Annotated in this window: 20 protein-coding genes; 8 read left to right on the forward strand and 12 right to left on the reverse strand. The window is 33.6% G+C overall.

All coding sequences use genetic code 11. From position 1 onward, the window contains the following. Positions 1-6 precede the first annotated feature (6 nt). The 7 genes from AC3IPI_RS22650 to AC3IPI_RS22680 all read left to right on the forward strand — a co-directional run bounded on the left by AC3IPI_RS22650 (position 7) and on the right by AC3IPI_RS22680 (position 7,358). On the forward strand, positions 7-924 hold the full coding sequence (locus tag AC3IPI_RS22650; protein WP_489155937.1) for a phytanoyl-CoA dioxygenase family protein: 918 nt from the start codon (positions 7-9) through the stop codon (positions 922-924). Between the two features lie 341 nt (positions 925-1,265). Then, the gene (locus AC3IPI_RS22655; RefSeq protein ID WP_039111058.1) at positions 1,266-1,652 is read left to right on the forward strand and encodes a RidA family protein; all 387 of its coding nucleotides are present in this window, start codon (positions 1,266-1,268) and stop codon (positions 1,650-1,652) included. A 208-nt stretch (positions 1,653-1,860) separates the two neighbouring features. Further along, a complete protein-coding gene (locus AC3IPI_RS22660; RefSeq protein ID WP_489155939.1) occupies positions 1,861-3,087 on the forward strand; it encodes a voltage-gated chloride channel family protein in 1,227 nt (408 codons plus the stop codon). Positions 3,088-3,330: 243 nt separating this feature from the next. Continuing rightward, positions 3,331-4,335, forward strand: coding sequence for a DHH family phosphoesterase (locus tag AC3IPI_RS22665; protein WP_489155941.1), 1,005 nt, complete (start codon positions 3,331-3,333; stop codon positions 4,333-4,335). A 6-nt stretch (positions 4,336-4,341) separates the two neighbouring features. Continuing rightward, a complete protein-coding gene (gene gldI, locus AC3IPI_RS22670; protein ID WP_489155943.1) occupies positions 4,342-4,989 on the forward strand; it encodes a gliding motility-associated peptidyl-prolyl isomerase GldI in 648 nt (215 codons plus the stop codon). Positions 4,990-5,012: 23 nt separating this feature from the next. Then, the gene (locus AC3IPI_RS22675; protein ID WP_086894615.1) at positions 5,013-6,107 is read left to right on the forward strand and encodes a peptidylprolyl isomerase; all 1,095 of its coding nucleotides are present in this window, start codon (positions 5,013-5,015) and stop codon (positions 6,105-6,107) included. Between the two features lie 39 nt (positions 6,108-6,146). Continuing rightward, entirely contained in the window at positions 6,147-7,358 is a 1,212-nt protein-coding gene (locus AC3IPI_RS22680) for a peptidylprolyl isomerase (RefSeq protein WP_489155946.1), read from the forward strand. Between the two features lie 72 nt (positions 7,359-7,430). On the opposite strand, the gene AC3IPI_RS22685 is transcribed toward AC3IPI_RS22680, so the two are convergent. Together AC3IPI_RS22685 and AC3IPI_RS22690 are read right to left on the reverse strand one after the other, a co-directional pair. Then, the gene (locus AC3IPI_RS22685) at positions 7,431-7,874 is read right to left on the reverse strand and encodes a hypothetical protein (protein WP_489155948.1); all 444 of its coding nucleotides are present in this window, start codon (positions 7,872-7,874) and stop codon (positions 7,431-7,433) included. Positions 7,875-8,579: 705 nt separating this feature from the next. Continuing rightward, positions 8,580-10,886, reverse strand: coding sequence for a GH92 family glycosyl hydrolase (locus tag AC3IPI_RS22690; protein WP_489159251.1), 2,307 nt, complete (start codon positions 10,884-10,886; stop codon positions 8,580-8,582). 291 nt (positions 10,887-11,177) lie between these two features. On the opposite strand from AC3IPI_RS22690, the gene AC3IPI_RS22695 reads away from it, so the two are divergent. Continuing rightward, the gene (locus AC3IPI_RS22695; RefSeq protein ID WP_039111066.1) at positions 11,178-11,798 is read left to right on the forward strand and encodes a M949_RS01915 family surface polysaccharide biosynthesis protein; all 621 of its coding nucleotides are present in this window, start codon (positions 11,178-11,180) and stop codon (positions 11,796-11,798) included. A 553-nt stretch (positions 11,799-12,351) separates the two neighbouring features. On the opposite strand, the gene AC3IPI_RS22700 is transcribed toward AC3IPI_RS22695, so the two are convergent. The 10 genes from AC3IPI_RS22700 to AC3IPI_RS22745 all read right to left on the reverse strand — a co-directional run bounded on the left by AC3IPI_RS22700 (position 12,352) and on the right by AC3IPI_RS22745 (position 23,000). Then, a complete protein-coding gene (locus AC3IPI_RS22700) occupies positions 12,352-12,948 on the reverse strand; it encodes a GNAT family N-acetyltransferase (RefSeq protein WP_086894612.1) in 597 nt (198 codons plus the stop codon). A gap of 44 nt (positions 12,949-12,992) precedes the next feature. Next, positions 12,993-13,349, reverse strand: a complete 357-nt coding sequence (locus AC3IPI_RS22705; RefSeq protein WP_039111068.1) for a hypothetical protein — start codon at positions 13,347-13,349, stop codon at positions 12,993-12,995. A gap of 175 nt (positions 13,350-13,524) precedes the next feature. Further along, the gene (locus AC3IPI_RS22710) at positions 13,525-14,703 is read right to left on the reverse strand and encodes an AIR synthase related protein (protein ID WP_323489053.1); all 1,179 of its coding nucleotides are present in this window, start codon (positions 14,701-14,703) and stop codon (positions 13,525-13,527) included. Between the two features lie 155 nt (positions 14,704-14,858). Next, positions 14,859-16,349, reverse strand: a complete 1,491-nt coding sequence (locus AC3IPI_RS22715; RefSeq protein ID WP_489155951.1) for a carboxypeptidase regulatory-like domain-containing protein — start codon at positions 16,347-16,349, stop codon at positions 14,859-14,861. 64 nt (positions 16,350-16,413) lie between these two features. Continuing rightward, positions 16,414-17,790 (reverse strand): CsgG/HfaB family protein, encoded by a 1,377-nt coding sequence (locus AC3IPI_RS22720; protein WP_489155953.1) that lies wholly within the window; start codon positions 17,788-17,790, stop codon positions 16,414-16,416. Between the two features lie 69 nt (positions 17,791-17,859). Then, positions 17,860-18,306, reverse strand: a complete 447-nt coding sequence (locus AC3IPI_RS22725; RefSeq protein ID WP_039111072.1) for a curli assembly protein CsgF — start codon at positions 18,304-18,306, stop codon at positions 17,860-17,862. Between the two features lie 82 nt (positions 18,307-18,388). Further along, positions 18,389-19,087 (reverse strand): CsgE family curli-type amyloid fiber assembly protein, encoded by a 699-nt coding sequence (locus AC3IPI_RS22730; protein WP_489155955.1) that lies wholly within the window; start codon positions 19,085-19,087, stop codon positions 18,389-18,391. A gap of 40 nt (positions 19,088-19,127) precedes the next feature. Next, a complete protein-coding gene (locus AC3IPI_RS22735; protein ID WP_086894609.1) occupies positions 19,128-19,610 on the reverse strand; it encodes a hypothetical protein in 483 nt (160 codons plus the stop codon). A 110-nt stretch (positions 19,611-19,720) separates the two neighbouring features. Next, positions 19,721-20,410, reverse strand: coding sequence for a hypothetical protein (locus AC3IPI_RS22740; RefSeq protein WP_039117749.1), 690 nt, complete (start codon positions 20,408-20,410; stop codon positions 19,721-19,723). 400 nt (positions 20,411-20,810) lie between these two features. Next, positions 20,811-23,000: a glutamine synthetase III family protein gene (locus AC3IPI_RS22745; protein ID WP_489155958.1), complete on the reverse strand. Its 2,190-nt coding sequence runs from the start codon at positions 22,998-23,000 to the stop codon at positions 20,811-20,813. Positions 23,001-23,278: the final 278 nt, after the last annotated feature.

The raw sequence follows: 23,278 nt of genomic DNA on the forward strand, positions 1-23,278 counted from the left end.
TAAACTATGCCTTGGAATATTCTTGAAAATCTATGGAATCGTACTTTAAACCCAAATACGTTTACTACTAATGAAAATATAACTTGGGATAAAGAAATTGAAATGCTTTACCAATTTGGAATTAGCATGGAAGATACTTTACAATATCTGTATTTTGAGAAACCCGATTTTGAAGCTTTTAAAATTTGGATTAACAAAAATAAGAAAGACAAAACTTTAGAACCTGAGGACCTTACTGAAAATGTACTATCTGATGATGATCTCGCTTTTTGGAATAAAAACGGTTATGTTATTGTAAAAAATGCTATTTCTAAAAAAGATTGCAAAGACACACAACTTGCTATTTGGGATTTCTTAAAAATGGATCCTGATAAAAAGGAATCATGGTATAACAATCATCAGGATCAAAAAGGATTGATGCTTAATTTTTCTAATCATGAAACGTTGAATAGAAATAGACTTTCTCCTCGTATAAAAAAAGCGTATGAACAGCTTTATAAAACTAACAATATATATAAAACGATTGATAAAGTAAGCTTTAATCCGCCAGAAACTCAGAAATTTGTTTTTTTAGGCGGCGCTCTTCATTGGGATGTTAGTTTAAGTTTACCTATTAGTTTTGGCTTGCAAGGACTACTTTATCTAACTGATTGTGGCGCTCAAGATGGTGCTTTTCATTGTGTTCCTGGATTTCATAACAAAATTGATTCTTGGTTAAAAAACCTTGAGTCTGATATAAACCCTCGAGAGGAAATATTTAAAATAACTCAACCTGTGCCAATTGTTGCAAATGCAGGCGACTTTATTATTTGGCAAAATACATTGCCTCATTGTGCATCTGCAAACCGAGGTACATCTCCTAGAATGGTACAATATCTTACTTATTTTCCTAATGATTATACTAGCAACGAAAAATGGATATAGGTCACAATATGTTATAAAACACTTTCTTATTTGTGTTAAAAAACAATCGTTAATTGGTTTAAGAAGTTTCTCTTATTCGCAATCTCGCGTGAGGGATGGCAACAGAAAGCCCACAGCCTGACGAAGGAAGTGCGAGGACTTGCAGTGAACAGCCCGACCCGGAGGGACACGCCCAAATCATGAAATTTTATCACAAAAACTGATTATTTATAAGGAATTATTAGTGGTGTTTTACAGATTTTCTTGTGCATTTTTTATAAATTGCAGCATATTAATCTAACTATGAATTGCTCTTTAAAACCACAAAAAAGCAGTTCGAAAACACACAAAACATCCTTATAATGAAAAGAGAAAACATCTTGACAGGATCACCATGGGAAGACAAAATGGGATACTGTCGCGCAGTTCGCATTGGTAACATCGTAGAAGTTTCGGGAACTGTTGCAATTGTTGATGGCGACAAAGTTAAAGCAGATGATGCTTACGCACAAACTTTGAACATACTGGAAAGAGTCGAAAAAGTATTGGAAGATTTAGGAATCGGCATGAAAGACGTAATTAGAACACGAATTTTCACCACCGATATTTCGACTTTTGAATCTGTAGCAGGAGCCCATTCGGCGTTTTTTAAAGATATAAAACCAACAACTGGTTTTTACGAAATTAGTAAACTTGTATCTCCTGAATACTTGGTAGAAATAGAATTTACTGCTGTAATTGTAGAATAACAAACAATCATTAAATTATAAAAATCAAACACGACTCGAGCCTGAAAGAGCGAACATACGAAGTAATTTCACTAATTACCACAAATTCATTTGTGAAATTAATATCACAAACTAAGTTAGTCTTTAGAATTCGTGGTAATTAGTGAAATTTGTGTTCAAAACTGATTTATTATATTTGTACCCACACAAGCACAGTTAACCCTCTTTAATGAATTTAAAAACAACTATACTTCTCATTCTCAAATGGATTTTCATTTGTGTTTTAATAGGTATTTTATCGGGATCTGCTTCGGCGTTTTTTTTAATCACTTTAGAGTTTGTTACTCAATATAGAATCCTACACGATTGGATTATCTGGCTTCTGCCAATTGGCGGATTACTTGTAGGTTTTAGCTATTATTACTTAGGGAAAGATGTTGTAAAAGGTAATAATTTATTGCTCGAAGAATATGAAAATCCTAAGCAAATTATTCCGCTAAAAATGGCTCCTTTAGTCTATTTTGGAACTATAATCACTCATTTATTTGGTGGTTCGGCTGGTCGCGAAGGTACTGCAGTACAAATGGGCGGTGCAATTGCTGATCAATTTACCCGAATCTTTAAACTTGATAATTCTGAAAGAAAAACATTAATTATCTTAGGAATTAGTGCCGGTTTTGCATCTGTTTTTGGAACACCATTAGCTGGTGCTATTTTCGCCCTTGAAGTCGTATATTTTAGTAAAATTAACTTAAAAAGTATTTTGCTTTCTTTTTTAGTGGCTTACGCAGCTTATTTTACTGTCGAAATTTGGCAGGTAAAACACACTCATTATAGTATTCCGCTTGTGCCGGAAATCACCGCGACTAATCTATTTTATACTTTAATTTGTGGAGCTTTATTTGGGTTTGCTGCTTTATTATTCTCCCGTAGCACACATTTTTGGGGTTCGTTATTCTCTAAAACGATAAAATATCCTCCACTTCGTCCTTTTGTTGGCGGAATCATTCTGGCAATTGCTATTGCTGGTTTCGGATTTTCAAAATTCTCAGGATTAGGAGTTCCAGTAATTGTTGACGCTTTTACAAATACTAATGCCTGGTATGATTTCTTACTCAAGATTCTCTTTACTGGATTTACTTTAGGTGCTGGTTTTAAAGGCGGAGAAGTTACTCCCCTGTTTTTTGTAGGCGCAACTTTTGGTAGTGCTTTATCTCTCATTGTTCCTATGCCAATTGCGCTTCTTGCCGGAATGGGTTTTGTTGCCGTTTTTTCTGGTGCAACCCACACTCCTATTGCTTGCACCGTTATGGGAATAGAACTTTTTGGTATTGAAAGCGGAATTTTTATTGCCATTGCCTGTGTTATAGCCTACTTATCATCGGGTTCTGTAGGCATTTACAAATCGCAAATTGTAAAAGGTCCTAAGTATGATTTGTATCAGAAATGGTTTTGATATAGTTTTTTTTACGTATTCAGTTGCAGCTCTCAGTACCAGTCTCAGTTTTTAGTTGCGATTGCAGTTAAAAAATCAAATCTAAAGTTGTTCACTGAAAACCGCAACTGCGACTGAAAACTTAAAGTTATAAACTAACAACTATAAACCAACAACTATCAACTAAAAATAAGAAGATATAAAAGCATGTTAATGTCTAAAATGTTTTCAGGTTTACAGTAAAAAAATGTAAATTCGCACACTATGAAAATACAAGACATTCAAGCCATAAAGTTGTTACTTGCAACTCCCAAAAAAATTGCCATAATTCCGCACAGAGGTCCCGATGGAGACGCCATGGGCTCAACCTTAGGTTTATACCACTTTTTATTAAAAAATAATCATGAGCCAATTGTAATTGCGCCTAATGATTTTCCTGATTTCCTTGCTTGGTTACCAGGTTCTGAAACTGTAAAAGTATTCGAAAAAGATATCGATAACTGCACTAAAATTCTTGAAGAAGCTGAGCTTATTTTTACACTAGATTTTAATGCTTTACATCGCACTGGCGAAATGGAACATACTTTGGCAAAGCTAAAAGCTCCATTTATAATGATTGATCATCACCAAAAACCTGATGATTACTCCGCTTACACTTATTCTGATACTTCGTTTGGATCTACTTGTGAGATGGTTTATAATTTCATTTCTTTCTTAGACAAAAAAGAAGATTTAGATAAAACTATCGCAACTTGTATCTATACTGGAATTTTAACCGATTCTGGTTCTTTCCGTTTTCCTGGAACAACAGGAAACACGCATCGTATTATAGCTGAGCTTATTGATTTGGGTGTAGAAAACACGCAGATTCCGATTCTGCTTTATGACAACAGTTCTTACAGTCGCTTGCAATTACTTGGAAGAGCATTGCAAAACCTGAAGATTTTAACTGAGCATAAAACTTCTTATACTTCTTTAACTCAAGCTGAATTAGATGAGTTTAATTATGTAAAAGGTGATACTGAAGGAATCGTAAATTACGGTTTAAGTATGAAAGGTATCGTTTTTACTGCTATATTTATTGAAAATAAAGACGAGAAAATAATCAAGATTTCTTTCCGTTCTCAAGGTGGTTTTGATGTAAATGAGTTTGCTAGAGCTCATTTTAATGGTGGCGGACATAGCAATGCTGCTGGAGGAAAATCAGTTGATTCGATGCAAGAAACTTTGAAAAAATTTGAAGATTTAGTAACCAAACTAAAAATATAACCTACCATGAACTATCCTAAAATATTTGCTTCAGCTATTGTTTTAGCCGTTTTAGTTTCGAGCTGTAAGCAACATGAAGATGCCAGAAGACCCATTTCTATTTCTTCGGGAACTTTCATGAAAAAATCTATCGAGCGAAATAAAAAACTTGTAGCTACTGAAGAAGAACAAATTAAGGCTGTTATAAAAAACAATCCTAAAATAAAATATATTGCTTCGACAAAAGGATATTGGTACGCTTACGAAAACCAAAATACTACAGATACTATAACTCCTAAAAAAGGAGATGTTGCTTTTTTTGACTATGAAATAAAAGACTTAAAAGGAAATATTATTTATAGTGAAATGGAATTAAGACCTCAAACTTATTTTGTAGATAAACAAGAAATCATGATGGGGTTGCGTGATGGTATTAAATTAATGCACAAGAATGAAACTGTAAATTTCTTATTCCCATCTCATATGGCTTATGGTTATCATGGTGATGAAAAAAGAATTGGAATTAATCAGCCTTTAATCTGTACGGTTACGTTACACAATTTTGTTTCTGAAACTGCTTATAGAAGACAAATGGAAACAAAAAAACCAAAATCTGAGACTCCTAAACCTACAACACCTGCAGCTCCTGCAATAAAGAAAGATTCATTAAATTAATAAAAACAACTAATATTTTTAAAATGAAAAAAAGCCTCATATTATTATTACTTGCAATTACAACTCTTTACTCTTGTAAAGACGAACATAGCAATTTACCTGATGGTTTATATGCCGAAATTGAAACAAATAAAGGAAATATCATTGTTGAATTAAATTATCAAAAAGCGCCTATTACTGTAGCCAACTTTGTAACGCTTGCAGAGGGCAAAAACGAATTTGTTACTAATCCTGAATTAAAAAAGAAACACTTTTTTGACGGATTAAAATTTCATAGAGTTATCGAAAGTTTCATGATCCAAACTGGGGATCCATTAGGAACTGGTTCTGGAGATACTGGATACAAATTTAAAGATGAGTTTAGCGATTTAAAATTTGACAAAGGTGGTGTTCTTGCAATGGCAAATAACGGACCTGCTACAAATAGTAGTCAATTTTTTATCACGCATGTTGAGACTCCTTGGTTAGAAGGAAAACATACTATTTTTGGTCATGTTGTAGACAAAGGAATGGAAGTTGTTAACCAAGTTAAACAAGATGATTACATCAAGAAAGTAACTATTATCAGAAATGGTGAGGCAGCTAAGAAATTTGATGCTGTTAAGGTTTTTCATGATTATTTTTCTGCTGAAGCGAAACAAAAAAGCGAATTTGAATCTAAATTTAAAGGAGTTCGTGACGAGAAATTAGCTTACTACGCTGGTTTAAAATCAAAAGCTACAAAAACTAGTTCAGGTTTAGAATATGTAATTACTGAAAAAGGTTCAGGTAAAAAACCTGCTGCCGGAGCACAAGTTTTTATACATTATGCTGGTTTTCTAGAAGACGGAACTTTATTTGATACTAGTATAGAAAATGTAGCTCAAACTTTTGGGAAATTTGACGCAGCCAGAGCTGAAGCTAAGCAATACAACCCAATACCATTTCAAGCTGGCAGTAAAGAAGGTATGATTCCTGGTTTTATCGAAGGTATCGAGAAACTTTCTTTTGGAGATAAAGCAGTACTTTTTATCCCTTCTCATTTAGCTTATGGACAAGCTGGTGCAGGAGGTGTAATTCCGCCAAATGCAAATATTATATTTGAAGTACAGTTGTTGGAAAAAATGCCACAACAATAAGTTTATTTTAGAAATTAACAGATTTTAAAATCGAATAAGATGAAATTAAAAATTCTATTTTTATTTTGCTTGGGTGTACTTAACCTACAAGCGCAGACTAAAAAGCCTGTTCCAGGCAAAAAAACAACAATTACAAAAGTTGAAACTAAGCCTTCTGTTAACGAAGGAATTTTTGCTACAATTGCAACAAAAAAAGGAAATATCGTATTGCAACTAGAATACATAAAAGCTCCTATTACTGTTGCTAATTTTGTATCATTGGCAGAAGGAACTAATCCTTATGTGACTATTGATAAATTAAAAGGAAAACCTTTTTATGATGGTTTAAAATTTCATAGAGTTATTAATGACTTCATGATTCAAGGTGGTGATCCTGACGGAAATGGTTCTGGAGGTCCTGGATATGCATTTAAAGATGAGTTTGTATCTGATCTTAGATTTGATAAAGGCGGAATTCTTGCAATGGCAAACTCTGGTCCAACTACAAACGGAAGTCAATTTTTTATCACTCATAAAGAAACACCTTGGTTAAACGATAAACACAGTATATTTGGTCACGTTGTACAAGGAATGGATGTTGTTAATCTTATTCTTCAGGATGATGTAATGCTTACTGTAACGATTACTCGTAAAGGAGCTATGGCTAAGAAATTTGATGCTCCAAAGGTATTTGCTGCTTATTATGAAAACAAAGCAGAAGATGCTAAAAAACAAGCTTTAATTGAGGCTGAAAAGACCAAACAAGCACAAGCTGCTGCTCTTGAACAAGAACGTCTTTACAAAGAAAAATACGCGACTGTAATTGCTGCTAAAAAAGCGTATCTAGAAACTGCTAAAGTAACTGCAACAACTACTCCATCTGGTTTAAGTTATAAAGTAATTCAAAAAGGTACTGGAGAAAAACCTGCAAATGGTGCTACTTTCTATTTTAAATATGCAGGATATTTTGAAGACGGAACTCTTTTTGATAGTAGTATCGAAGAAATCGCTAAAACTTACGGAAAACATGATACAAATCGTGCCGCTCAAGGAGGATACCAAGCATTTCCTTTTCAGGCTGGTAAAAAAGACGGTATGATTCCTGGTTTTATCGAAGGTTTAGATCTTATGTCTTATGGTGAGAAAACAGTATTCTTCCTTCCTTCAAAACTTGCTTATGGAGAAAGAGGTGCAGGTAATGTGATTCCTCCAAATACAACACTTGTTTTTGAATTGGAAATCTACAAAGATCAACCAACACCAAAACAATAATTTCCTTAAATTATATATCATAAAAAAAACCGATAGTTAGAACTATCGGTTTTTTTTATACTCTTTTTTATTTTATTTTTTAGTTGGAAACTTCCAATCGAATTCATCTTTATTATTGATGATTGCTCCGATTTCAAATTTTACTACTTCTTCAAATTCTGTCTGGAAGATAATCCAGTTTTCTTCGTTAAAGTAATTCTCGAAAGTATCAAACTCTTCTTGCGTGAATTTTGTAATTTCTTTGGTTGCCAAATCTTTTTTTACATCAGCAATTTTTCTTCCTATAATTTTAAAACCAAAGATTTCTAAATCTGGACTTGATGCCACAATATAGCCCAATTTTAAAGCTTCTTCCTGATAGAATGTCAATCTTATTTTATGCTTGTTGTAAGCAAAAATTACATTATCATCTTCGTCTTTATAGTTTCTATCTGGTTTGCCATAAATAGCTGTAACATCGTTCTGTTTCATACCGAACAACAACTTGTCTATTCCGTTCTTTGGATTTATTTTCATGTGTCTCTTTCTATTAATTTAAAAGGCAAATTTCGTGAAGTTTTTTACAAACTGCATTATGTTTCTATTTTAATTCAATAAAAAATTAAAGACAAGAAACCGAACCATTAAGAAATTAAGGAAAATTAAGAGCTGACCTCAAATCTTCTTAGAAATTCTATTCCTGCAAGGCTTTTTTTAACCTTGTAGGTCTGAATTTAATACCTAACAATGTGAAAAAATTCTCCTACCCTTATCTAACTCTTTATTAAATCACAATAAAGTAAGTCCCAGCGGGACGTTATATTTATAGAAATTTTAATTATTTTTTAAAGAACCCCATCGGGGTGACATGCTTCACAATTAGAAAATAATCGTAGGTATCGCTCCGCTGGAGCTTTTACAGCAAGAACGTATATATTAGCTATAAACATTTCGCTCCGCTGGAGCTTATAGAGTATTTACTCAATATTTTTTTATACCAAAAAAATCTGCTACTCTAACAATAACAAACAGGCGAAGTAAATCTGTAATAAAAAACAAAAACTTGACCTCATAAGTCTTAATACCTACAAGGTCAAAAAAGACCTTGCAGGACAACTGCGAACGCGAACCACCTAATCAATTAATTATCTCACACTTAAAAGCTTTACACTCTCTGCGTAAAACCTTTGAATCTTTGAGCCTTTGAATCTTTGAGCCTTTGAACCTTTGCATCTTAGAACCTTAGTCTCTTAGTCCCTTTTCCAGATATATTTTCTTATTTGGCTTACTACTCATATAAAATGTAATCTTTCCTCCGTTTACAATATCACTGTGTTTTATAACAGGACTTGTTAATGGTTTTCCGTTTAAAAGCACTTTACTCACAAATACATTTTTATCAGATTGATTTACTGTAGCAACTTCAAATGTTTTTCCGTTTTCAAGATTAAAAATAGCATTTGCTACTAGCGGGCTTCCTAAACTATAATCTTCTGATCCTGGTGCTACGGGATAAAATCCTAGACTGCTAAAAATATACCAAGCACTCATTTGTCCAAAATCATCGTTTCCTCCTAATCCGTCAGGACCATTTTTATACATTCTTTTAAGAATCATCCTAATCTTGTCTTGCGCTTTCCAAGGAGATTTTGTCCAATTGTATAAATAAACCACGTGATGCGAAGGTTCGTTTCCGTGCACATAATTCCCTATTATTCCCTCTTTGGTAATATCCTCAGTATTTTCAAAATATTTATCCGGTAAGTGCATAGAAAAAAGAGAATCCAACCTTCTTGTAAAAGCATCTGTACCGTTCATCATTTTTATCATTTCGGCAGGATCTTGAGGAACATACAAACTGTAGTTCCAAGAATTTCCTTCGATGAATCCTTGCCCGTGTGTGTCTAATGGATCAAACTCTTTCTTAAATGTTCCATCATCGAGTTTGGGTCTCATAAAACCTGTTTTGGCATCGTATACGTTTTTATAATTTGTTGCTCTTTTAGAGAATTCGCTATAGATATCTTCTTTTCCTAACTTTTTTGCTGCTTGTGCAATTGCCCAGTCATCATAAGCATATTCTAAAGTTTTAGATACCGATGAACCATTTTTGTCCTCTGGAACAAATCCTTTTTTCATATAATACTCTAATCCGTCATAATAAGGAACTTTGGCTGTATTTACAGTTGCAAGAAGTGCTTTATCTACATCAAAATTGGTGTTACCTTTTACTATCGCATCTGCAATTACCGAAACGCTATGATACCCAATCATACACCAGTTTTCATTGGCATAATGTGACCAGATTGGCAGCATTTTATGTACACTTTGGTCGTAATGCGCCAACATAGAATTAATCATATCGGAGTTTCTTTTGGGCTGAACCAGATTAAATAAAGGATGTAAAGCTCTATAGGTATCCCATAATGAAAAACTTGTGTAGTTCTGGAATGTAGTTGATTTATGAACGTTTCCGTCTAATCCTTTGTAGTTCCCATCGGTATCCATATATACTGTTGGTCCTAGAAAAGCATGGTACATTGCAGTATAAAAATTAACCATGTCTTCTTTTTGGATGGTTTGTACCTGAATTTTATTCAGCTCTTTGTTCCAAACTTCCTGACTTTCTTTTTTAACTCTTTCAAAATCCCAATCCGGAATTTCGGCTTTCATATTAGCCGAAGCTCCTTGGGTACTTACTGGAGAAATAGCAAATTTTATTTTGACTTTTTCATTTTCATTTGTATCAAAATCAAAGTATAATTTTAGGTTTGCTCCTGCCATTTCTGGGAAGTTTTTGGTTTGATCAAATCTGCTCCAAAAACCTTTATACACACTTTTTTCGGGTGTAGCTTGTCCGTATCCTTTTATTGGCTTGCTAAATGACATCGCAAAATATACTGTTCTTGTTCTTGCCCAACCATTTGTTTGACGATATCCTGTAATTAAAGTGTCGTTTTCTACGCGAACAAATGTCCAGACATTCTTTTTATCATAATTATAAATTCCTGCTGTAAGATCTAAGATTATATGCGCTTGATCTGATTTTGGAAATGTATATTGATGCATTCCAACTCTGGTTGTTGCAGTAAGTTCGGCTTTGATATTATGATCTTCCAGGAGAACACTATAATAAGCTGGTTCTGCTTTTTCGGTTTTATGCGAGAATACTGATCGATATCCTGTTTCAGGATGCGCTGCTGTACCAGGATTTAATTGTAATTTTCCTGTTGTAGGCATAATAAGGAAATCTCCTAAATCGGAATGTCCTGTTCCGCTAAAATGGGTATGACTAAATCCAACAATGGTTTTATCTTCGTATTGATAGCCTGCGCAATATTTGTAAACATCTTTGTTGTACTTGCCATTTGTTGCATAAGGAATTGTATCGGTTTCAGGACTTAATTGTACGCTCCCAAAAGGTACTGTTGCGCCCGGATAGGTATGCCCCATCTTGGCAGTTCCTATCATAGGATCTACATATTGAACTAAATCTTTGAGTTTATTCGTTTTTTCCTGCCCAATCATTTTATGTGTATGACTGAGCATTAAAACTGATAATCCGAAAAGGAAACTTTTATAATTTACAATATTCATCAGGTCTTTTTTAGTTTATGGTTTTGTGTTTATAGCATTATTCGTTTTTACTAAAACGATTTAATAACAATTTCAGGTTAGAAAATTACAATAAATATTGGTTTTTTAAAAATTACTTTGCGAATTCTATTAATGAAAATTGTTACTGAATTTTATTAGCTCTGATATACTATCATATATTCTCTTGTTTTTAATAAGGCTAAAAATGAATATCTTTGAGTATTCAAAAAAGTAATTGATCTCATGAAAAATTTCATTTTATTATTCTTCTTCTTTTATTCTACAATTAGTTTTTCGCAAGCTGTACAAAGTAAAGTATTAAGCCAAACCGAAATAACCGAAAGAGATTTAGATGGTGGTAAATTCCCTATTTTTAGAGCCTATGAATATCAAGATAAAGGTGGTGTTTATGAATTGGTTCTAAGCGAAAACCAAAAAGTAATTTCGGACAAGGATACGCTAAATACCAAAATTGAAGCTGTTTGCTATTTAAACGATCATGGTGGTTATATCGAAAAATGGAAAATAAATGATTTAATTGAAAGTGCCGAAGTTGAAGAAACTTCTATTTGGTTCTGGACAAAATATTGTAGCACTCAAGATTTAGACGATGATGGTTATATTGAACCAGTACTTGTTTATGGCACAAAAACAGATGTTGGTGACTTAAGACGTATTAAAATCATTACTCTTTATAAAGGTAAAAAGTATGTTATACGTGCTGTTGAATGTGACTTAGATTATTGCAGAAGCTTTAAAAAAGATAAAAACTGGAATTCATTACCTACAAAAGTAAAAACACATATTGATAAGCTAGTTGTAAAAATTAGGAAAGAGCAAAATGTTATTCTTGCTGATGGTTAGAAACAAGTTTTAATTGCTTTTTGCTAAACTAAAAAATAACAGATTGATCATAAAAGATGTGGAATAGCCATCGCAAACTTGTCTTTCTGAGGAACGAAGAATCTCCGCGAGTAGCTCGCCAATCTAGAAATACTTTATGTTAGCTTCTTACGGAGATTCTTCGTTCCTCAGAAAGACAATATTGTGGTTGTTTTGTGATAAACTTTGTAAAAAAGTTTTTTAACTATAAACTTAAAATTTTGCTTGCTTTGTGTAAACCATTGCGAACTTTGCGGTTAAATCATAGCAACAATTAAAAAGATAATGGAGTTTCTTATGATTCTTCGACTCCGCTCAGAATGACAATATTGAGGTTATCTTGTGATAAACTCTCTGAAAAAGTTTTTTATCAATAAAACCTTTGAACCTTTGCGACTTAAAAATCTTAGTACCTTTTCCTTAGCCACAGATTAAAAGATTACACGGATTTTTTATCCTTTGCGTGCTTTGCGTAAATCATTGCGTGCTTTGCGGTTAAAAACTTTGCGGTTAATTTTTTTACCAACAACTTATTTTACAGCTTTTTCCTCAAGTTTTCTTTTACCTCATCAAACCATTCTTCTCGCAGAATACTCAAGATAATTGAATCTCGGCGTACTTCGCTGCCAAAAGTAGGCATATGATTACGTAAAACTCCTTCGACTTTGCAACCAATACTTTTCATGGCTGCTATACTTCGTTGGTTATTATTATCGGCGCGGAATTCTACTCGTTCCATTCCCATGGTTTCGAATGCGTATTGTAATAACAGGAATTTACAATGTTTGTTTAGTCCTGTTCCTCTAAAGGCCGAACCATACCAGGTATATCCTAATTGCAGGGTTTTAAACTGAAGTTGCATATCGTAAAAACGGGTGCTTCCGGCATATTTTCCTGATTTTTTATCAAAGACTATAAATGGGAATTCTATTTTCTTTTCTCTTGCTTTTAAGGCAATGTCTATATAGTTCTCTAGGTTTTCTTTTCCGTTGGCACGAATTAACGAATATTCCCAAGTATTGGGCTCGTTGATAGAAATTTCTAATAAATTCTCTACATCTGTTTTTTGTAACGGACGTAATAAAACCAAATCGTCTTCGAGTACTATATTTTCAGAGAAATTGAAATCCATTTTGTAAAAAAATAATTTTATAATCTATTTAAAAACTCTTTTTGTTATTCACTCATTTCGTCGTAACGCTCTGGAACTTGCGGGTCGTAAAGCGGACATTTAAATTCTTCTAAGGCGCCTACCAGAATATCCATGGCTTTTCCTTGGGTTCCGTAACAGTCTATTCTAACGCTTTGCGGTGTAGTTATAACTTGAAATGCTCCTTTTCCTTCGTTGTTTTTCCAGCTATTATCATCGACTTTTTCCCATTTGGAAAACAATGAACCTATCCTGTTTAGGATTACAGTAACTGGAAGTTCTTCTAAACCGTCGACTTCTTGCTCTTCGATAAGTGCTTCGTAAACTTCGTGATGGTTTAAATAAATTCCTTCTGAGTATCTCCAAAAAAGTAATTCGTACATGATAACGTGATTTTTAGCCCCGATAGTAGCGACATCCTTTTTGGGCGGTGTTCGCCCGAAAAGATATAGCGGATAGCGGGATTAGCTCCTAAAAAAAGCTATTATTTTAATGATGTCTTTAATATTAAAAGGCAATGTTAGACGCACTGCGGTGCGTCTCTACTACCTTAAAATATTAATATTCGAATGTACCGTATTCGCTGGTAATTGTCAATTTCTTATCGTCGGCTGCTTCTACTCTTCCTACGATTTGTGCATCGACATTGAATGATTTTGAAATAGCAATTATGTCTTCTGCAAGTTCTTCGGGAACGTATAATTCCATACGGTGACCGCAATTAAATACTTGGTACATTTCTTTCCAATCGGTTTTAGATTGTTCCTGAATAAGCTGAAACAATGGTGGAACTGGAAATAAATTATCTTTTATAATGTGCAAATTCTGTACAAAATGAAGGATTTTTGTTTGTGCTCCTCCACTACAATGTACCATTCCGTGAATTTGTTCTGGTGTATATTTATCTAATATTTTCTTGATAATTGGTGCGTAGGTTCTTGTTGGCGAAAGCACCAATTGTCCTGCATCTATCGGGCTATTCTCGACAGCATCGGTAAGTTTTACTTGTCCTGAATAAATTAATTCTTCGGGAACTGCTGCGTCAAAACTTTCTGGGTATTTGGTTGCCAGGTATTTACCGAAAACATCATGACGTGCAGATGTTAGTCCGTTGCTTCCCATACCACCATTATAGCTTTTTTCGTAAGTTGATTGTCCAAATGAAGCTAATCCTACGATTACATCGCCTGCTTTGATGTTGGCATTATCTACTACATTTGAACGTTTCATTCTTGCTGTTACAGTAGAATCTACGATTATGGTACGAACGATATCGCCCACATCGGCAGTTTCTCCTCCTGTGGAATGGATGGTTACGCCAAAGGTGTCTAGTTCTTTTATTAATTCCTCGGTTCCGTTTATGATTGCTGAAATTACTTCGGCTGGAATTAGGTTTTTATTTCTTCCGATTGTTGATGAAAGTAGGATATTATCGGTTGCTCCTACACATAACAAATCATCTATATTCATGATTAGTGCATCTTGTGCAATTCCTTTCCATACTGATATATCGCCTGTTTCTTTCCAGTACATATATGCCAAAGATGATTTTGTACCTGCTCCATCGGCGTGCATGATAAGGCAATAATCCTGATCTTGGGTTAAATAATCTGGGACGATTTTACAAAATGCTTGTGGAAACAATCCTTTATCAATATTTTTTATGGCGTTGTGTACGTCTTCTTTAGATGCCGAAACTCCTCTTTGTGCGTACCTTTTGCTAGAATCTGAACTCATGAAATTAGTTTGTGTTGTTGATGTGGTGCAAAGATAACCAGTTTTTTTAATTGTTGGGTTTTATGGCTGTCTGAAACATAAAAAAATCCGATAAGTTTGAGACTCTTATCGGATTTTTAGAAAAAAGTGTTTGGAAATCTAGATCCATACCACGCTTATTTCCATTCGGGCATTGATGCGTTTTGAAATAGTGTGGTTCTTGACGATGCGGAACCACTTGCACTATTAATACTTACTTTTTGTACATTTTGTGCTGATAATCCATCATTGGATGTATTTACAAAAATAACTTCGGCTTCATTTGGTGAGAATTTCACGTCTAAATCGTTAAAACCATTCTGTTTTTGAGTTGTTAATTCTGCAGCAGTATTATTTGAACGTGTGTACATGAAAATTCGAGAATCTAATCTTCGGTATGTTGTGTTTTCAAAACCGGAAACGTCTCTTGTAAAAATCACTTTCTGATTATCTATAGAAATGTTTAATCCGCTTGTTGCACCACTTAAACCTGTTTGTATTGTATATAAAACTGTTCCCGCCATATCGATCACATAAATTTCTACATTATATCCTGATCTGTCGTTTACTTTTAATGCTATTTGTGATCCATCCTGACTCCAATCGCATTCGGATATAAATTTTCCGTTTGGTGTTTGAAATAACTGAATGAGTCCTCCTCCATCTGAATCTATACGATATAGTTTATCAAAGTTTGGATAAATTATCTGACTTCCGTTTGTGTTCCAGCAGTAATTTACATACTCCATATTAAATCCTGCAACGGGTACAAAATTTGTAACTCTAAATACTCCAGATCCATCCGGGTTCATCGTATATATCTGACTCTGAGAACCATCAGAACTAAGGTACGCAATTTTATTTACACTTAGGTTTTTTCTTGGTCTAAAACTATTAACAGTTGATGATGTTAGTTGTAATTGATTCCCTGCTTCGTCTGCGGTGTAAATTACGTTGTTATTATTTATTTTTTTGACAAATAAAAATCTTGGATTTGGAAATGCCAATGTTGTAAATGAATTGGTTACACTATTAGTTGGTTTATTAATTCCGTCTGAAACGGCTACCTGCCAATAGTATTTTGTACTATAGTTTAAATCTTTTATCGCCAGCGTTTTTTCTTTAAGATCTGGATATGTTTTAATCTCATCGGTCGTTCCATTTTTTAAGGTAACGGTATAAGTTAAAGAATCAGATTCTTTATCGGCTGCTGTCCAGGTTAGATTTAAATTTAACGGTTGGTCTTTTGCATTATCTACCGGAGCTGTTAAAACCGGAATATCTGGCGGTTTGTTGTTTGCTGTAGAAATTTGCAATTCGAATATAATTTGTATTGTTGCATCGGCAGTAACTTTTCCGGGTTCGAATCTGGCAATATAGCCGTCTTTTTGAGCCTGAAAGGAGTAATCTCCAACCAACACTTTCTCTAAAGTAAAATAACCGTCTTTATCTGTAAATACCGTACTTGTTGCAGGGCTCGAAGATATTCGTACATTTTCGATGGGAGTAAATGTTCCCGATTCGACTACTCTTCCTTTTACAGTTCCACTTGCTCCATCCTCTAGCTGTTCTTCACTACAAGAAATCAAAAGAATAAAACACACTAAAATTCTTAATCCTATTTTCATTTGTAGATTTTATTTTGTTAGACTTTATCGAGTTTATTCGACGAATTTTTTGAATGATATTTTTTTACATCTTTTTTTTCTTGTGATAGTTTTTCGGGAAGTAATATGTTACCCCTAATCCGAAACGCCAGTAATAATCATCCCTGACTCCGCTATCGACATAATCTATCATATCTGTGAAATTTATATTGTATTCTCCGTACAGTTTGAGTCCAAGATTACTCGTTACCAAATACTCTACTCCTCCTCCAAACTGAACTTTGCTATGCCTATTTTCATATTTAGAATTAAATCCTATTCCGCCGCCGCCAAATATGTAAGGCGTAAAGTTGTCATAGGGCAATACCAATAATTCTAGATTTAGATCGAGGGTTGCATACCCAACATCTAGCTTATCTTTATTACCGAGTTTAAAAACATTTGTCGAGGCACTTATATCTAAATTTGGTGTAAAGAAATATTTCACGGCTCCTCTTCCCATTGGTTTTGCAACCGGACTAGGATAATCTCCTTTCATAAGGGTTGCTCCTCCTGCTACTTCTATACCAAAACGACCTCTTTTTTCGACTAGGTTTCTTCCGTATAGTTGTGCTAAATCGGCTTCGCTTTTTTCGTTATCATAATTGGCAATAAAATTATCTACCTGGGTTTGTGGGGCATTTACTTCCCACAATTTGTCTTTGATACCATCTACAATAAGTCCTTCGACTGCTTTTTCTATAGCTTCGGTAACGGCTAATTGTATGGGTTCGTTTCGGGTAAATCCTGTTTCGACTTCCAGAAGTCTGTTTAGGTTTACATATCGAAATAAATTGGCATCGACACTTTGTGATAAAATTGTTTTGGAAACATAAACGGTATTTAAGATTTTACCATTTGATGTTGAAACAAGTCTTAGATAAACTGTAACTCTATCTTGTCTATATCTTACCGAAGCTCCGGCTCCAAAATATCTGGCTCCAAATCCTCCTGTAATTATATTTGTGTCATAGGATATAATACCTCCTTCCAGCAAAACTCCGGCAAATAAAAGAGGCGTTAATGGGGCTTCTTTTTCATTGGGTTTGGTAGCATATTCTTGTCTTGTGGATCTAATGATGTTTCTTTCATTAAGCAAATTCCCCAAGTTTTCTCGTTCAATTGGAATAAACCATTTTGAGTCTTCAAGGGCTTTTATCAAGATAGAAGTTGCTCCTTGTGTAACTGCTGTACTAAATGTACTACCTAGTTCTACGGCTTTGTATTGCCCTGTTTGATCCTTGAATTTATAAACCCCCACAACAATTTGTTCTTTGGGTTTAGGGATATTGGTTAATGCCGAGGTAGCTGGTGTATTCTCTCCATAAACAGCTTTTTGTACTCCAACAGGTTGATTAAAATAAGCACCACAACCAGAGAATAAAATAGCTATTAGGACTCCAAAAAGTGATTTTTGATTCATAAGTGATTTTTTATTAACTTATTAGCGATAAAAAATGTAAAACTTATTACTAGGAATAAAAAATTAATCCTAATTGTTTCCAGGAACAATTACTTGCGTTTGTTCTCCTGTTTCTATATCCAGAATATCTACAACAAGCCCAAGATTAGAGTCATAAACATCTACAGAGAGTGTCCCAAAGACATAAGATCCCGGTTTTATTCCTCCTCCTGTACCACCAGTACCTATACCTCCTCCTGTACCTGTACCAAACTGATCCTCGAATAATGAATTAGAAAGTTTGTTTAGTAACTGATTGTTAAGATTTTCCTTGAAACGTTGTAAATCTGATTTTTGTTCGAATCCAGTTGTCTTATCTTCTTTGTAGTCGTTTTGTGCTTGCGCTGAACTAAGTAGCCAATTGTAGTTAAACGTATCTCCGCCAAAAGCTGGGTTGATAGGTTTATAGGCCAAATCTTGCGCAACCGAAGTAAAACATATTCCTAGTAAACAAAATAGTAAAGTTATTGTCTTCATTTTGGTATTTTTAGGGTTTAAAAATAACTGCCAAAAAACATTTAATTAATCTATTCGAATGTCAACTAATTAAATGCACAACTTAATACTGAGTGATCAATTTATTTTGTCTTTCGATATTTTTAAAATACTTGAAAATTTTGGCCGAAGATGATTCTGCCATGTATTTTAAAAAATCTTCGTCTGGTCTTGAAATAAATTCATCAATTATTTCTCCATCAACATCTATCATTATTTTAGTTGTTCTCCCGAAGGTTAATTCTTCTCGAACTGTAACGATCTTATGTGATTTGATTTTTAATTTCGAATATTCTGAATAAAAATAATCGTAAAAATCATTGCCCAACTTAGTCTTGGTATCGTTAGAAACTATACCAATCATTTCTAATCCGTCTGTAGGTGTTTGAATCTCTGTTTTAGATTCATCTTTTCCTCCAAATATTACTTTGTCTTTTCCTACTACTGCATTATTATCATCATAAATTAATAATAGAATAATTATTTCGTCGTCTTTAGTAAAATTCACTTGTGTTTTGGAGAGGTTTACTTTTTGAATTGGTTCTAGTGTAACTCTGCCGTCTTGTGCATTATTGGATTTATTAGTATTGGATTTATTTACTTTTAAAACTGATAATTTATAGGAGATGTTTTTAAACTCTGCTTTTAAATTTTCTGCAGTTCCGGTAATTGCTAATGAATTTTCGATTTGTTCAATTTCAATTTTAGCTTTTACCTCTGTATAAACCACTTGTGCAAATGTGTTTTGCACTACTAACATCATAATAATTAAAATAATATTTAGATTATATCGCTCCATAATATTAGTGATTGAAAATATAAATAGTGCCTGAATTTCCGGTTTGGGTAATTCTCATTCCCTCTGATATTGAGTTTGAGCCATTATTAAAAATGGTCAGATTATCTCCTCTTTGATTAATCGACATATTTATAGCTCCACTGGAGTATAAAGAAAAGTCGCTTACCATATTGTTATTTCCAGACTGAACAACTGATTGATTAATTTCAGATGCTTTCTTATACATATTTATATAATTGTCATTACCAATTTGATTAAGAACTACATTGGATTTATTACTAATGATACTTACATCTGTAGCATTGTAATTTCCAATTTGCATAATTTTTACAATATTATTATTTTGAACAAACAGATTTGCATTTTGGTTTCTATAGTCATTATTGCTTTCTAATGCTTTTATAGCATATACATCTAAAGGATTTAACTCCTGTGTGAAAGCAATATTTGTAAATAAAAATAATATTAAATACACTGCTGGTTTCATGACATATTTTTAAAATAAATCTTCTTTAAAAATTTATACCAGTTTCATAAATAAAACTGGTATAAACTGAATTGTAAGCAGAATTAAATTCTACTCTTTTCAAGTAAAGCTTAGTTAGATTGGAAAACTATAGCTCCGTTTGCAATACCTGTTTGAGTAATTGTACTCATGTGGTCGTTTCCTAATTGTAGTGTTAACGCAAAGTTAGCAGTACCATCTTGGTAAACACTAGATGTATTGTCATAACCAAGTTGTGCTGTAATTGCTGTGTTTCCATCTCCTAATTGATAAATATCTGAGGTGTTAAACCAATAAGATTGTACAACAAGTGCATTGTTTCCATCCCCATCTTGTTCAATAGTTGATGAGTTACCTACAAAGAATTGTAATGTTGTAGCACTATTGTTATCTCCAGATTGAATAGTTGAAGCGGAGTTAAATGCTCCTAATTGTACAGTTAACGCATCATTATCATCTCCCATTTGGTCGATTGTTGCCACGTTTGCCAGACCTAATTGTGCTATAGTTGCACTATTATCATCTCCGTTTTGATTTACAGCTGCGATATTAAAAATACCTGCTTGTGAAACATCTGACTCATTATCATCTCCAGTTTGACTAACAAATGCTAAATTTGCCAAACCAAATTGTGTAACTTGTGAATCATTTGAATAACCTACCTGAGATACCAAGGCTCCATTTATCCAGCCTGTTTGATCTACATCACTAACATTAGCTTGCGCAATTGCAGCTGTACCAACAAATAGCATCGCGGAGATGCTTAAAACTACTTTTTTCATAATAAATATATTTAATTGGTTATTAATACAAATTATTATGTAGGTTTCGTGACGGGGAATCACTGCAAAATTGTAATTACTGATATGTTAAAATAAAGGGGAAAGTGTGAAGCTTTATTTCTTAATTACGATTCAAATTTAAAGAACTTTCTGCTAACGAAATAAATACAACCACCTATTTTTCAATAAGTTAATCACCTTTTCGATGAACTGCAAAACAATAACGACGAAATGCTAATTTTATCTTAAATTACTATCAGAAAAAAGTTACTTAATCATTAAATCAATATTCAGATTTGAATTTCATTCTAAAAAATGCATTTTAAACCCCATTTTTGAATTTATTATACAAAAAAGGTCTGGCAAAATGCCAGACCCTTTTATAATGCGCTTTAAGCTCTTATTTTGTAAACAAAAGCTCTCTATATTTGGTCAATGTCCAAATTTCATTATCTACAAGTAGCTCTAATTTATCGCAGTGATTACGTATATCCTCAAAATAAGGTTTTACGTTATTACAATATGCTTCGGCCATTTCTTGTGCATCTGTAAGATGGTTTGCTTTCTTTCTCTCGTTTGTCATCGCTTCTACTTTAGAGTTGATTCCTTCGATATGTCCAGAAATTTGTTTAATCAATACAATTTGCTCTTTTGCTATAGTAAGGAATTCATCTCCAAAGATTTCTTTTAATCCTTTTACATTCTCTATTAATGTATTTTGATAACGAATAGCTGTAGGTATAACGTGATTTTTAGAAATATCTCCTAAAACTCTTCCTTCTATTTGAATTTTCTTAGTGTATTCTTCCAATTCAATTTCGTAACGCGCCTCAACCTCAACATGGTTCATGATACCCAATTCTGAGAATAAATCTAAAGCTTTTTTAGATGCTCTGGCTTTTAATGCCTCTGGAGTTGTTTTATGATTACTTAAACCTCTTTTGGTAGCTTCGATTTCCCATGCTTCGCTATATCCGTCTCCTTCAAAAAGGATTTTTTTAGAAACTTTTATATACTCTCTTAAAACATTAAAGATAGCATCATCTTTCTTCATGTCTTTTAACTCAATCAATGCATCAACTTCTATTTTAAAGTCTTTTAATTGTTTTGCAACAATTGCATTAAGAGTTGTCATTGAGTTTGCACAGTTTGCAGATGAACCTACAGCTCTAAACTCAAATTTATTTCCTGTAAAAGCAAATGGTGAAGTTCTGTTTCTATCAGTATTATCTAATAATACATCTGGAATTTTACCTACTACATTTAGTTTTAAATCTGTTTTTTCTTCTGGAGATAATTTTCCAGTTGTTACACCTTCTAATTCAGCCAAAACCTTTGTTAATTGCTCACCAATAAATACAGAGATAATTGCCGGTGGTGCTTCATTTGCCCCTAATCGGTGGTCATTACTTGCTGTAGCAATTGCTGCTCTTAATAGTTCTTCATAATCATTAACCGCCTTAATTGTATTGATAAAGAAAGTTAAGAACTGTAAGTTGCTCATAGGAGTTTTGCTTGGGCTTAACAAGTTTACTCCAGTATCTGTTGCCAATGACCAGTTATTGTGTTTACCTGAACCATTTACTCCTTTAAAAGGTTTTTCATGAAATAATACTTTAAAGTCATGGCGTTCTGCCACTTTTTGCATTACATCCATTAATAAACAGTTATGATCTACTGCCAGGTTTGTTTCTTCAAAAATCGGCGCCAACTCAAACTGATTTGGTGCTACCTCATTATGACGTGTTTTTACTGGTATACCCAATAACATACATTCTTGCTCCAAATCTCTCATATATAATAAAGCACGAGTAGGAATAGAACCAAAATAATGATCATCTAATTGTTGCCCTTTAGCAGATGTATGTCCTAACAAGGTTCTTCCTGTCATCATAAGATCAGGACGAGATTCTGCAAGAGATCTGTCTATAAGGAAATATTCCTGTTCCCATCCAAGGGTTGCAGTAACTTTCTTTACATTTTTATCAAAATATTTACAAACATCTGTTGCTGCATCATCAATTGCAGATAATGCTCTTAATAAAGGTATTTTATTATCTAATGCTTCTCCTGTATAAGATATGAAAACAGTAGGAATACATAAAGTAGTTCCAAAAATAAATGCTGGAGATGTAGGATCCCAAGCTGTATATCCTCTTGCCTCAAATGTGTTTCTTATTCCTCCGTTTGGAAAACTAGAAGCATCTGGTTCTTGTTGTACTAATTGTGCTCCTCCAAATTTCTCAACTGGATCACTACCATCATAAGAAATCTCAAAAAATGCATCATGTTTCTCTGCAGTTGTTCCTGTTAATGGCTGAAACCAGTGTGTATAATGAGTAACCCCTTTAGAGAGTGCCCATTCTTTCATACCCATCGCAATATAATCGGCCAGTTTTCTGTCTATCTTAGTTCCATGCTGAACTGCTCCTTGTACTCCTTTAAATGCATCCGAAGTCAAATACTGCTTCATCGCTTTATCGTTAAATACATTAGATCCAAAAATGGTTGATTTTCTGTCGGTTTCTTCAAACTGAACAGATTTTCTTGTTGAAGCTTCTTTTAAAGCTTGAAAACGTAATGTTGACATGCAGACAAATTTTAAGTTATTATTAATTTAGATTTGATAATAAAGTGCAAATATAATAATTAATCCCCTTTATTATAGCCCCCTTTGTGCATTTTATGAAACTAATCCAAACTACACCCCTGTCTTTTCGAAGTAATTTAACAAAAGAGCAGCTTTTTCGGTATTTATAAAACAATTTGCCAATCGCGAAACCTTGCTCATTTTCAAAAAAACCACCCATAATTGCGAAATTATATTTTATCCCCCTCTAAAATTACCTATTTTTAAATTTAGAGCGC

The sequence above is a fragment of the Flavobacterium sp. GL_143 genome, assembly GCF_057834355.1.